Below are 13,105 nucleotides of genomic sequence, written 5' to 3'. Positions count from 1 at the left end.
CGTTCTGCTTACAGCCGGATCAGCGCCGCGCCCGCCACCACCAGCGCACACGCGGCGAGCCGCTGCGCGCCGGGCCGCTCGCGCATCACGAGCCAGCCGATCGCGACCGCGAAGATCGAGCTCGTTTCGCGCAGCGCCGACACCGTGCCGACCGGCAAGTACCGATACGCGAGGATCACGATCCCGTACGCCGCGAGCGAGATCGTGCCGGCGATCGCGCCCTGCGTGAGCGCGGTGCGCGAGCCGAGCACCGCGCGCGGGCCGCCACGCACCGCGCACACCAGCACGAATTGAGGCACGCTCCACAGCACGTACACCCACGCGATGTAGCCGAGCGCGCTGCCGGATACGCGCGAGCCGATGCCGTCGCAGATCGAATACGCGGCGATGAACACGCCCGTGAGCAGCGCAAACGGCACGCCCTCGCCGGAGAACCGGAAGCCGCGCCGCAGTGCGAGCGACATGATGCCGAACGACACGAGTGCGATGCCCGCGAAGCCGAGCGGCGTCGGCCGCTCATGCAGGATCGCGAGCGCGAGTATCGACACGAGCAGCGGAGAAATCCCGCGTGCGATCGGGTAGATCTGCCCGAATTCGCCGCTGCGATACGCGCGCGCCAGCGTGAAGCAGTACGCGACCTCGAGCACGGCCGACCCGGCGATATACGGCCACGCGGCGGGCGCCGGCGCGGGCAGCAGCGCGGCGCCGGCCGCGCCGAACACCAAATACGGCAGCGACATCGTGCCGAGCTGGACGAGCCGGTCTTCGCTGACATGGAGGAAGGCATTCCAGATCGCGTGCAGCAACGCGGAGCACAGCACGAGGCCGATGAAGAGGTGGTCCATGGACGAAGGGGCGGACAGGGGCGGGAGCGGAGGCGGCGCCGTCATTATGTGGGTATCGGGCGCACTCGCATGGAATTGTCGATAATGGCGTGTTGTTATTCACCGGATGCCGACCATGACCGAAGCCACCCAAGCCCAGCCTGCCGTTCCGCGCCTCACGAGCCTGTCACATGGCGGCGGCTGCGGCTGCAAGATCGCGCCGGGCGTGCTGTCCGAGCTGCTGAAGCGCGCGACGCCGCCGGCGCTGTTCCCGGATCTGCTGGTCGGCACCGAGACCTCCGACGACGCGGCCGTCTACCGCCTCAACGACGAGCAGGCGATCGTCGCGACCACCGACTTCTTCATGCCGATCGTCGACGATCCGTTCGACTTCGGCCGCATCGCCGCGACCAACGCGCTGTCCGACGTCTATGCGATGGGCGGCAAGCCGATCCTCGCGCTCGCGCTGGTCGGCATGCCGATCAACGTGCTGCCGCACGAAACGATCGCGGCCGTGCTGCGCGGCGGCGAATCGGTGTGCGCGGACGCCGGCATCCCGGTCGCGGGCGGCCATTCGATCGATTCGGTCGAGCCGATCTACGGGCTTGCGGCAATTGGCGTCGTGCATCCGTCGCGTGTGAAGCGCAATGCGGCCGCGCGCGCGGGCGACGTGCTCGTGCTCGGCAAGCCGCTCGGCGTCGGCGTGCTGTCCGCCGCGCTGAAGAAGAACCAGCTCGATGCCGATGGCTATGCGCAGATGGTCGCGACGACCACCAAGCTGAACCGGCCGGGCGCCGAACTCGCCGCGCTGCCGGGCGTGCATGCGCTGACCGACGTGACAGGCTTCGGGCTGCTCGGCCATACGCTCGAGCTGGCGCGCGGCGCACACCTCACCGCGCGCGTGCACTATGCGTCGCTGCCGTGGCTCGCGAGCGTCGAGGCGTTCGTCGCCGATGGCGTGTTCACCGGCGCGTCGGGCCGCAACTGGGCCGCGTACGGCGCGGACGTGCAGCTGGCCGCCACGCTGCCGCCCGTCGCGCAGGCGCTGCTGACCGATCCGCAGACGTCGGGCGGCCTGCTGGTCGCGTGCGCGCCGGAGGCCGTCGACGACGTGCTCGCGTGCTTCCGTGCCGACGGCTTCGACCGCGCGGGCGTGATCGGCGAGATGGTGGACGGGCCCGCACGCGTCGACGTCGCGTGACGCTCACGCGCCACGCAGGATTTTTTTTTGCGGTCGCTAGAATCGATGCCTTCCATAGAACGCATCGACGACTGATGAACGACTTCCTGTTCGGGCTGATGATCGCGTTGTCGGTCGGGCCCGTCGCGCTGATGATCGCGAACTACGGGATGCGCGCCGGCACCGCAAGCGGCGTGCGCGCGGCGGTGGGTGTCGCGACGGCCGACGGCTGCTATGCGGTCGTCGCATTCACGCTCGGTGCGATGCTCGCGAGCACGCTCGCGGCCCATCTGTTGCTGTTTCGCCTGGTCGGCGCGCTCGTGCTGCTCGCAATGGGCGCGCGGATGCTGTGGCAGGCGCTGCGGGATCGCCGCCGCACGCTCGATGGTGATGCACGGCCGCCAGGCAGCCGCCCGTTTTCATCGATGTTCTTCGTCACGCTGGCGAACCCGCTCACGATCCTGTTGTTCTACGGCTATGCAACGGCTGCCGCCGGTGCGCATCGACACTGGCTGCTCGGTGCCGCGTGCGTGTTTGCCGGCAGCCTCGCGGGGCAGCTCGTGTTCGCATTCGGCGGCAGCGTGATCGGCCGGATCGTGAAGTCGCCGGCGCTGCTCGCGGCGAGCCATGTGGTCGCGGCGCTTGTCGTGCTGGGTTACGGGGTAGCCGGGCTGGCACGGTTGTAGCGGCCGCCGGGTGACACGCGTGCACGTGCGATTGACGTGCCGGTGTCGAGCAACCGGATAGTATTCCTGATGGTGTGTCGACGCGCGGAGACGATTTTCCTCGTCATTCCCGCGCGTACCCGACCCGCACCGACGCACCGTCGCCGTTTCGTAGTCGGGTTCCGCATCGGGCACGCGCGTTCTATACTCCGACGCGCAGTCTACGAGAGCCGTTCTCACCCAACATCATCGAAACAAGGAACGCCGATGCTGACTCGCTCCATTCTTTCCGCCGCTGCATTCTCGCTCGCAGCCTGTGCGACCGCGCCGTCGATCGCGCAGGACAACCAGGGCAACAACGCGGGCAACAATGCATTCGCCGAGACCGGTGCACAGGGCCGCCCGGTCAAGGTCATGATCATCACGATGTTCGGTCCGGAGGGCCAGGCCTGGCTCGACCGGATCGGCCCGTGGCGCGACATCGCCGTGCCCGGCCTGTCGCCCGACTATCCGAACGTGCATTGCAACAAGCAGGACGTGTGCGTGGTCACGACCGGCATGGGCTATGCGAACGCGTCGGCGACGATCATGGCGCTCACGTTCTCGCAGCGCTTCGACCTGCGCCGCACGTACTTCCTGATCTCCGGCATCGCGGGCGTCGACCCCGCGCAAGGCACGGTCGGTTCGGCCGCGTGGTCGAAATACCTCGTCGATTTCAGCCTGCAGTGGGAGCTCGATGCACGCGAGATTCCGGCCGGCTGGAATACCGGCTTCCTCGGCATCAACACGAAGAGCCCGAACGACAAGCCGCCGCTCGACTATCGCACCGAGGTGTTCCAGCTCAACCCGCAGCTGACCGACGCCGCGGTCGCGCTGTCGCGCAACGTCGTGCTCGCCGACAGCGCGCAGGCGCAGGCCGCGCGCGCGAAGTTCAACTACGCGCCGGCGAACCGGCCGCCGACGGTGATCCAGTGCGACACGTCATCGGGCAACACGTGGTTCTCGGGCACGCTGATCGGCGAGCGCGCGCGCCAGTGGACGAAGATCCTGACCGACGGCAAGGGCACGTACTGCATGACCGCGCAGGAAGACAACGCGACGTATGAAGCGCTCAAGCGCGCGGCGAGCGTGAAGCGGGTCGACCTGTCGCGCGTCGCGGTGCTGCGCACCGGGTCCGATTTCGATCGGCCGTATGCGGGGCAGACGAGTGCCGACAACCTGCTGAACTACGCGGACCAGGGCGGCTTCGCCCCGGCGACCGAAAACCTGTATCGCGCGGGCAATCCGCTCGTGCAGGACATCGTGACGCACTGGGGCGAATGGCGTGACGGGGTGCCGCGCCGGTAAGTACCGGACGACGACTCAGCCGCGATCAGTGCGCGTGCGGGGCCGAACGGAACGGCGTCCACACCGGCGTGGTGTCGTCCCAGTGATCGAGCGGCGAAGGGAGTTGATCGTTCATCATGTTCTCCTGCAACTAACTATCTAGCTGACTGACTCGGCGAGTCGTCGATGGCGGGTTCGAAACGCCGCGCGCGGGGCAACCCGTTGCGCGGCGTTGCGCGTTTACCGGCCCCCGCCGGCGAGCTGGTTGCTTTCCGGCATCGAGCGATACGGGCCTTGCGCCAGTTCGAGCCCTTGCGGATACGAATTGGCCTTACGCAGGTACGCGAGCGTGCCGTCCTTGCGTGCCTGCGCGACTTCCGCATTCACTTCGGCGCGCGTACGCGGGCCGTTGTGTTGCGAGTACCACGACGTGTTGCCGTAGTCGCCGGCGTGCGGGGTGCCGGAATCGGCGAAGGCCGGGGCGGACACGGCGAGCGTGAGGGCGAGGGCGGAGAGAAGATGGCGGCGGTTCATGGCGTAACTCCTGTGTCGATATGAGTTAGCGCTTCAGCGCTTACTCAGATCCCATGCTTGGCATGTCGGAGCTGGCGCTAGAGCTAGAGCGCTTACTCCGGTCCCATCGAGCGGGATCTGTTCGATGCGCAACGAGGTGCGCGACAGGGTTTACTCTAGGTATCTGTTCCGTCGCGATAAATGCGGCAGATGCGAATTGAATTGTCGTGTCAGTGGAACAATCGCCATCCGTACACCCGGCAGGGTTATGCGGAAATCGCTCGAACCCGCTTGCAGCGGGCCTCGCACGGGCGCGACGACGGCGCGCGACGACGCAGGCGGACGATTGCGTCGCGTGGCACAAAGGTTTGCTGCGGATTCGGGAAGGATCGGCTGCGCCGGGCGGGAAATGGGGCGCGGAGGCGGGGCGACACGCGGGCCTGGCAGCCCGCGTGTGCGGTTCAGTTGCTCAGTTCAGGCGCTTACGCAACCCACTCGTTGATGACCGGCGTGTCGAGCGCCGGCGCGCGTTCGGCTTCCTCGAACGTGCGCTTGCTGCACGTCGCGTCGAGGCTGCCCTTGCCGCTCAGCAGCGGGCAGCGGTCGAACACCTCGGCGATCCAGTCGACGAACACGCGCACCTTCGGCGACAGATGGCGGCTGTGCGGATACACGACCGAGATCGGCATCGGCAGCGGCTTGACGCCCGGCAGCACTTCCTTGAGCCGGCCTTCGCGCAGATGCGGCAGCACCATGAAGAGCGGCGGCTGGATCAGCCCGAAGCCTTCGATCCCGCAGGTCACGTATGCATCCGCGTCGTTGACCGACACGATGCCTTCCATCTTCATCTCGACTTCCTTGCCGTCGGTCAGGAACGTCCAGTCGATCGTGCGGCCGGTGCGGCTCGAGAAGTAGTTGACGGCCTTGTGCTGGGTCAGGTCGTCGATCGTCTGCGGCTCGCCGTGGCGCTCGAGGTAGTCGGGCGACGCGACCGTCACGCATTCGAACAGCCCGACCCGGCGTGCGACGAGCGACGAGTCCTGCAGCGCACCGACGCGGATCACGCAATCGACCCCTTCCTGCAGCAGGTCGACCGGCCGGTCGGACAGGCCGAGCTGCAGGTCGATGTCCGGATAGCGCGTATGGAATTCGCACAGCGACGGAATCACGAGCAGCCGCCCGATCGAACCCGGCATGTCGATACGCAACTTTCCGTGCGGCTTCCGGTTGTTCGCCTGGAAGCTCGCCTCGGTTTCCTCGACGTCCGCGAGGATCCGCACGCATCGTTCGTAGTACGCGGCGCCGTCCGGCGTGAGCGACAGCCGGCGCGTGGTCCGGTGCATCAGCCGCACACCGAGGAATGCTTCGAGATTCTGGATGATCGTCGTGACGGACGCTCGCGGCAAGCTGAGCGTTTCTGCTGCCTTGGTGAAGCTGCTTGTATCGACGACGCGAGTAAACACCTGCATGGCCTGAAGCCGGTCCATCACAACCTCCGCAATCTAATGAGCCTCCGGAACAAGAAGGCTGCGCTACCTCGTGGGTAAACGCAGCCTCGGATTGTTCGGGGGCGTTGAATTGTGTTGCCGGATTATAGGCATTTATCCCAATGTCTGCCGGACCCAGAATTCGTTCCATCTCGAAATGGATGCTGCATCGTCATGGACGCTTCTGAATTCAGCAAATTCCTGAAGGCCGCGTTGCCCGTGCAAGCCACGGCAGGCGCGGCGCTGACGGTCGCCGAAGTCGAAATTCCCGGCTACGCGCAGGACATCGTGCTGCGCCTCTACCGCCGCCCGGACAAGACCGGGTTGCCAGTAGTGCTTTATTTCCACGGCGGTGGCTTCGTGCGCGGTTCGCTCGAAGACGCCGATTTCGCCGCGCGTTTTTTAGCAGAACGCTTACCAGCGCTCGTAGTGTCGGTCGATTATTCGCTCGCGCCGGCCTTTCCTTTTCCGGCCGCGCCGGAGGATGCGTATCGCGCCGCCGTGTGGGCCGCGACGCGCGCCCGCGCGTTCGGCGGCAACCCGAAGAAGATCGGTGTCGCGGGCCACGACGCGGGCGGCCAGCTCGCGAACTGCCTCGCGTTCATCGCGCGCGATCGCGGCGAGGTGCAGATCGTCGCGCAGGCGCTGTTCGGGCCGATGCTCGACCCCAGCATGACGCGCATCGGCGACGCCGATCGCCTTTCCTCCGACATCACCCCGCGCGAATGCGCGGCCTGTTATCGCGCGTATCTGCCGCAGGCCGCGCAACGCATGCACCCGTACGCGGCGCCGCTCGAATCGGTGCGCCTCGCGGGGTTGCCGCCGACACTCGTCGTCACCGCGCAGAACGACGTGCTGCACGTCGAGGCGGAGAAATATGCGGGCTGCCTGATCTCGTCGGGCGTGCTCACGCAGGTGATCCGCTATCCGGACATCACGCACGCCGCGCTCGCGACGCACGAAGCCGCCTTCGAGGAAGCCGTGCACTTCTTCCAGTGCCGCTTCCAGGCGCGCCAGCCGAACCGTTCCGAATAACCAAAACCAATCCACGTTTACTGGAGATCCACATGGCCATCCTACGCACCTCCCGTTCCCGAATCGCGACAGCGGCGATCGTGACGCTCGCCGTCGTCGGCCTCGGAACGTTCGGCGCGATGCGCGTGAACGCAAACGCACCGGAGAAAGCGGCAGCACCGCTGCCCGAAGTCGACGTCGCGACCGTCGTGCCGCAGACCGTGACCGACTGGCAGAGTTATTCGGGCCGCCTCGAAGCGGTCGAGAAAGTCGACGTGCGCCCGCAGGTGTCGGGCACGATCGTCGCGGTGAACTTCAAGGACGGCGCGCTCGTGAAGAAGGGCGACGTGCTGTTCGTGATCGACCCGCGTCCGTACCAGGCCGAAACCGATCGCGCGGCCGCGCAGCTCGCGGCCGCGCAGGCGCGCAACGGCTACGCGCAGACCGACTGGCAGCGCGCGCAACGGCTGATCGGTGACAACGCGATCGCGAAGCGCGACTACGACGAGAAGCAGAATGCGGCCCGCGAGGCGACGGCGAACCTGAAGGCCGCGGAAGCCGCGCTGGAAACGGCGCGCATCAACCTCGGCTATACGCGGATCACGGCGCCGGTGTCGGGCCGCGTGTCGCGTGCGGAAATCACGCTCGGCAACGTCGTGTCGGCCGGCGCAGCGGCCGCGCCGCTGACGACGCTGGTGTCGGTGTCGCCGATCTACGCGTCGTTCGACGCGGACGAGCAGACCTACCTGCAATACATCAACGGCGCGCGCAGCGGCCGCAAGGTGCCGGTCGAGCTCGGCCTCGCGAACGAAACCGGCTACTCGCGCAGCGGCGAGATCGACTCGGTCGACAACCGGCTCGACACGTCGTCCGGCACGATCCGCGTGCGTGCGCGCTTCGACAACGCCGACGGTGCGCTCGTCCCGGGCCTCTATGCACGCGTGAAGGTGGGCGGCAGCGCGCCGCACGAGGCACTGCTCGTCGACGACGCGGCGATCAACACCGACCAGGACAAGAAGTTCGTGTTCGTCGTCGACCAGCAAGGCCGCGTGTCGTACCGCGAAGTGCAGCAGGGGATGCAGCACGGCAACCGGCGCGTGATCGTGAGCGGGCTCTCCGCCGGCGATCGCGTGGTCGTGAACGGCACGCAGCGCGTGCGCCCCGGCGAGCAGGTGAAGCCGCACATGGTCCCGATGACGGGCGGTGACGCGCCGTCCGCGCCTTTGGCGGGCAACGCGAAGCCGGCCGCCCCGGCGAAGGCGGATTCGTAAGCGGCCCGCCGCTTCGTATCCGCGTTCAACCAGACAGAGCCACACATGAACATTTCAAAATTCTTTATCGACCGGCCGATCTTCGCAGGAGTCCTATCGGTGATCATCCTGCTCGGCGGGGTGATCGCGATGTTCCTGCTGCCGATCTCCGAGTATCCGGAAGTCGTGCCGCCTTCCGTGATCGTCAAGGCGCAGTACCCGGGCGCGAACCCGAAAGTGATCGCCGAGACGGTCGCGTCGCCGCTCGAAGAGCAGATCAACGGCGTCGAGGACATGCTCTACATGCAGTCGCAGGCGAACAGCGACGGCAACATGACGATCACCGTCACGTTCAAGCTCGGCACCGATCCGGACAAGGCCACGCAGCTCGTGCAGAACCGCGTGAACCAGGCGCTGCCGCGCCTGCCGGAAGACGTGCAGCGGCTCGGCATCACGACGGTGAAGAGCTCGCCGACGCTGACGATGGTGGTTCACCTGATCTCGCCGGACAACCGCTACGACATGACCTACCTGCGCAACTACGCGCTGATCAACGTGAAGGATCGCCTGTCGCGGATCCAGGGCGTCGGCCAGGTGCAGCTGTGGGGTTCGGGCGACTACGCGATGCGCGTATGGCTCGATCCGCAGAAGGTCGCGCAGCGCGGGCTGTCGGCCGAGGACGTCGTGCAGGCGATCCGCGAGCAGAACGTGCAGGTCGCGGCCGGCGTGATCGGCGCGTCGCCGTCGCTGCCGGGCACGCCGCTGCAGTTGTCGGTGAACGCGCGCGGCCGCCTGCAGACGGAAGACGAGTTCGGCGACATCGTCGTGAAGACGACGCCGGACGGCGGCGTCACGCACCTGCGTGACATCGCGCGGATCCAGCTCGACGCATCCGAATACGGGCTGCGCTCGCTGCTCGACAACAAGCCGGCCGTCGCGATGGCGATCAACCAGTCGCCGGGCGCGAACTCGCTGCAGATCTCGGACGAAGTGCGCAAGACGATGGCCGAGCTGAAGCAGGACATGCCGGCGGGCGTCGACTACAAGATCGTCTATGACCCGACGCAGTTCGTGCGTTCGTCGATCAAGGCCGTCGTGCATACGCTGCTCGAAGCGATCGCGCTGGTCGTGATCGTCGTGATCGTGTTCCTGCAGACCTGGCGCGCGTCGCTGATTCCGCTGATCGCGGTGCCGGTGTCGATCATCGGTACGTTCTCGCTGCTGCTCGCGTTCGGGTATTCGATCAACGCGTTGTCACTGTTCGGGATGGTGCTCGCGATCGGGATCGTGGTCGACGATGCGATCGTGGTGGTCGAGAACGTCGAGCGGAACATCGAGAGCGGGATGAACGCACGGGCGGCGACCTACAAGGCGATGCAGGAAGTGAGCGGGCCGATCATCGCGATCGCGCTGACGCTCGTCGCCGTGTTCGTGCCGCTCGCGTTCATGTCGGGCCTGACCGGCCAGTTCTACAAGCAGTTCGCGATGACCATCGCGATCTCGACGGTGATCTCGGCGTTCAACTCGCTGACGTTGTCGCCGGCGCTGTCCGCGATCCTGCTGAAGGGTCACGGTGACAAGGAAGACTGGCTCACGCGCGTGATGAACCGCGTGCTCGGCGGCTTCTTCCGCGGCTTCAACAAGGTGTTCCATCGCGGCGCGGAGAACTACGGCCGCGGCGTGCGCGGCGTGCTGTCGCGCAAGACGCTGATGCTCGGCGTGTACCTCGTGCTGGTGGGCGCGACCGTGCTCGTGTCGAAGGTCGTGCCGGGCGGCTTCGTGCCCGCGCAGGACAAGGAATACCTGATCGCGTTCGCGCAGCTGCCGAACGGCGCGTCGCTCGACCGCACCGAGAAGGTGATCCGCGACATGGGGTCGATCGCGTTGAAGCAGCCGGGCGTCGAGAGCGCGGTCGCGTTCCCGGGGCTGTCGGTGAACGGCTTCACGAACAGCTCGAGCGCGGGCATCGTGTTCGTCACGCTGAAGCCGTTCTCGGAACGGCACGGCAAGGCGCTGTCGGCCGGCGCGATCGCGGGGGCGCTGAACCAGAAGTACGGCGCGATGAAGGACTCGTTCGTCGCGGTGTTCCCGCCGCCGCCGGTGCTCGGCCTCGGTACGCTGGGCGGGTTCAAGATGCAGGTGGAGGATCGCGGCGCGGTCGGCTATGCGCGGCTCGCGGATGCGACCAACGACTTCATCAAGCGCGCGCAGCAAGCGCCTGAACTCGGCCCGTTGTTCACGAGCTACCAGATCAACGTGCCGCAGCTCAACGTCGATCTGGATCGTGTGAAGGCGAAGCAGTTGGGCGTGCCGGTGACCGACGTGTTCAACACGATGCAGGTATATCTCGGCTCGCTGTACGTGAACGACTTCAACCGCTTCGGTCGTGTGTACCAGGTGCGCGTGCAGGCCGATGCACCGTTCCGTCAGCGCGCGGACGACATCCTGCAGTTGAAGACACGCAACGACAAGGGCGAGATGGTGCCGCTGTCATCGCTCGTCACGGTGACGCCGACGTTCGGCCCGGAAATGGTCGTGCGCTACAACGGCTACACGGCGGCCGACATCAACGGCGGCCCGGCACCGGGCTTCTCGTCGGGCCAGGCGCAGGCCGCGATCGAGCGCATCGCGCATGAAACGCTGCCGCGCGGCGTGCGGTTCGAATGGACCGACCTCACGTACCAGCAGATTCTTGCCGGCGATTCGGCGATGTACGTGTTCCCGATCAGCGTGCTGCTCGTGTTCCTCGTGCTCGCGGCGTTGTATGAAAGCCTGACGCTGCCGCTCGCGGTGATCCTGATCGTGCCGATGAGCATTCTGTCGGCGCTGACGGGCGTGTGGCTCACGCAGGGCGACAACAACATCTTCACGCAGATCGGCTTGATGGTGCTGGTGGGGCTGTCGGCGAAGAACGCGATCCTGATCGTCGAATTCGCGCGTGAACTCGAACACGACGGCAGGACGCCGCTCGAGGCCGCGATCGAGGCGAGCCGGCTGCGGCTGCGCCCGATCCTGATGACGTCGATCGCCTTCATCATGGGTGTGGTGCCGCTCGTCACGTCGACGGGTGCCGGTTCGGAAATGCGCCATGCGATGGGTGTCGCCGTGTTCTTCGGGATGCTCGGCGTGACGCTGTTCGGGCTGATGCTGACGCCGGTGTTCTACGTCGTGCTGCGCACGCTCGCGGGCGGCAAGATCCACGTCGCCGGGAAGGACTCGGCGGGTTACGGTGTGCCGTCCCAGCACGTGCCGGCTTCGGATGCTTGAGGACAGGAAGATGAATAACTTGCACAACACGAATGGCCTGATGCGCTTCGCGAAGGTGGCGGCCGCGAGCACCCTGCTCGCGACGCTGCTCGCCGCTTGCGCGGTGGGGCCCGACTACAAGCGCCCGGACGCGCCGACGCCCGCCGCGTTCAAGGAAGCGCCGACGCTCGCCGCCGGCGAGCAGGCCGGCACGTGGAAGACGGCCGAGCCGGCGGACGGCGCGCATCGCGGCGAATGGTGGAAGGTGTTCGGCGACCCGGTGCTCGATTCGCTCGAGACGCAGGCGCTCGCCGCGAACCAGAACCTGAAGGCCGCGGCCGCGCGGGTCGAGGAAGCGCGCGCGGCGACGCGTTCGGCGCGCTCGCAGTGGTTCCCGCAGGTCGGTGCCGGCTTCGGGCCGACGCGCGAAGGGCTGTCGTCGGCGTCGCAGTTCCAGCCGCAGGGCACGGGGCCGACCAACGCGACGCTGTGGCGCGCGCAGGGCACCGTGTCGTATGAAGCCGACCTGTTCGGCCGCGTCGGCCGCAACGTCGAGGCGTCGCGTGCCGACCAGGCGCAGAGCGAAGCGCTGTTCCGCTCGGTGCAGCTCGCGCTGCAGGCGGACGTCGCGCAGAACTACTTCGAACTGCGTCAGCTCGATTCCGACCAGGACCTGTACCGCCGCACGGTGGAGCTGCGCGAGCAGGCACTGAAGCTCGTGCAGCGCCGCTTCAACGAAGGCGACATCAGCGAGCTCGACGTGTCGCGCGCGAAGAACGAGCTGGCGACCGCGCAGGCCGATGCGGTCGGCGTCGCGCGGCGGCGCGCGGCGTCCGAGCATGCGCTCGCGATCCTGCTCGGCAAGGCGCCCGCGGATTTCGCGTTCAAGGAAACGCCGATCGTGCCGGTCGCGGTGAAGGTGCCGCCGGGCCTGCCGTCCGCGCTGCTCGAACGCCGTCCGGACGTGTCGGCGGCAGAGCGCGCGATGGCGGCCGCGAACGCGCGGATCGGCCTCGCGAAGTCGGCGTACTTCCCGAAGCTCGATATCACGGGCGCGTTCGGGTATGAGGCGTCGACGCTCGGCAACCTGTTCCTGTGGTCGAGCCGCACGTTCCTGCTCGGGCCGTTCGCCGGCACCGCGCTGACGTTGCCGCTGTTCGACGGCGGCCGTCGTGCGGCCGGCGTGCAGCAGGCGCGCGCGCAGTACGACGAGCAGGTCGCGAACTACCGGCAGCAGGTGCTCGTCGCGTTCCGCGAGGTCGAGGACAATCTCGCCGACCTGCGCCTGCTCGACGACCAGATCCGCGCGCAGGATGCGGCCGTCAACGCGTCGCGGCGCGCGGCGACGTTGTCGCGCACGCAGTATCAGGAAGGCGAGGTCGCGTATCTCGACGTGATCGACAGCGAGCGCTCGGTGCTGCAGTCGCAACTGCAGTCGAACCAGTTGACCGGCGCGCAGGCCGTGTCGACCGTGAACCTGATCCGCGCGCTGGGCGGCGGATGGGGGCCGGCTCCGACGGCGGTGGGCGATGCGGCGACGGGCAAGGCGGAGGTGGCGGCGCGGTGAGGCACCGGCCCGAGACGGGCCGACTTACCGGGT

General features: G+C 67.3%; 10 protein-coding genes. 7 read left to right on the top strand and 3 right to left on the bottom strand.

Annotation, left to right across the window (positions count from 1 at the left end; all coding sequences use genetic code 11):
• Positions 1–8 precede the first annotated feature (8 nt).
• Positions 9–845: a DMT family transporter gene (locus tag G3N98_RS02185; RefSeq protein WP_206147069.1), complete on the bottom strand. Its 837-nt coding sequence runs from the start codon at positions 843–845 to the stop codon at positions 9–11.
• Positions 846–960: 115 nt separating this feature from the next.
• Here G3N98_RS02185 and selD point away from each other — a divergent pair, with 115 nt between their 5' ends.
• The 3 genes from selD (at position 961) to G3N98_RS02170 (ending at position 4,016) form a co-directional block, all read left to right on the top strand.
• Positions 961–2,025, top strand: coding sequence for a selenide, water dikinase SelD (selD, locus tag G3N98_RS02180; RefSeq protein ID WP_089475965.1), 1,065 nt, complete (start codon positions 961–963; stop codon positions 2,023–2,025).
• A 74-nt stretch (positions 2,026–2,099) separates the two neighbouring features.
• A complete protein-coding gene (locus tag G3N98_RS02175; protein ID WP_206147068.1) occupies positions 2,100–2,690 on the top strand; it encodes a LysE family transporter in 591 nt (196 codons plus the stop codon).
• A gap of 246 nt (positions 2,691–2,936) precedes the next feature.
• Positions 2,937–4,016: a purine nucleoside permease gene (locus G3N98_RS02170; RefSeq protein WP_011353903.1), complete on the top strand. Its 1,080-nt coding sequence runs from the start codon at positions 2,937–2,939 to the stop codon at positions 4,014–4,016.
• Between the two features lie 219 nt (positions 4,017–4,235).
• Here the strand turns inward: G3N98_RS02170 and G3N98_RS02165 are convergent, their stop codons facing one another.
• The gene (locus tag G3N98_RS02165; RefSeq protein ID WP_089475746.1) at positions 4,236–4,529 is read right to left on the bottom strand and encodes a DUF4148 domain-containing protein; all 294 of its coding nucleotides are present in this window, start codon (positions 4,527–4,529) and stop codon (positions 4,236–4,238) included.
• 461 nt (positions 4,530–4,990) lie between these two features.
• Entirely contained in the window at positions 4,991–5,995 is a 1,005-nt protein-coding gene (ceoR, locus tag G3N98_RS02160; RefSeq protein WP_206147067.1) for a putative multidrug efflux transcriptional regulator CeoR, read from the bottom strand.
• 174 nt (positions 5,996–6,169) lie between these two features.
• On the opposite strand from ceoR, the gene G3N98_RS02155 reads away from it, so the two are divergent.
• From G3N98_RS02155 to opcM, 4 genes are read left to right on the top strand one after another with little or no spacing between them, the layout of a single operon-like run.
• Positions 6,170–7,030 (top strand): alpha/beta hydrolase, encoded by an 861-nt coding sequence (locus tag G3N98_RS02155; protein ID WP_206147066.1) that lies wholly within the window; start codon positions 6,170–6,172, stop codon positions 7,028–7,030.
• Positions 7,031–7,062: 32 nt separating this feature from the next.
• A complete protein-coding gene (ceoA, locus tag G3N98_RS02150) occupies positions 7,063–8,280 on the top strand; it encodes a multidrug efflux RND transporter periplasmic adaptor subunit CeoA (RefSeq protein ID WP_089433383.1) in 1,218 nt (405 codons plus the stop codon).
• Positions 8,281–8,325: 45 nt separating this feature from the next.
• Entirely contained in the window at positions 8,326–11,526 is a 3,201-nt protein-coding gene (gene ceoB, locus G3N98_RS02145) for a multidrug efflux RND transporter permease subunit CeoB (protein ID WP_046546174.1), read from the top strand.
• A 10-nt stretch (positions 11,527–11,536) separates the two neighbouring features.
• Entirely contained in the window at positions 11,537–13,072 is a 1,536-nt protein-coding gene (gene opcM / locus G3N98_RS02140) for a multidrug efflux transporter outer membrane subunit OpcM (protein ID WP_089428987.1), read from the top strand.
• Positions 13,073–13,105: the final 33 nt, after the last annotated feature.

Source organism: Burkholderia sp. Tr-20390 (assembly GCF_017104595.1).
Taxonomy (GTDB): domain Bacteria; phylum Pseudomonadota; class Gammaproteobacteria; order Burkholderiales; family Burkholderiaceae; genus Burkholderia.
This window is presented reverse-complemented; position numbering and strand designations above follow the sequence as displayed.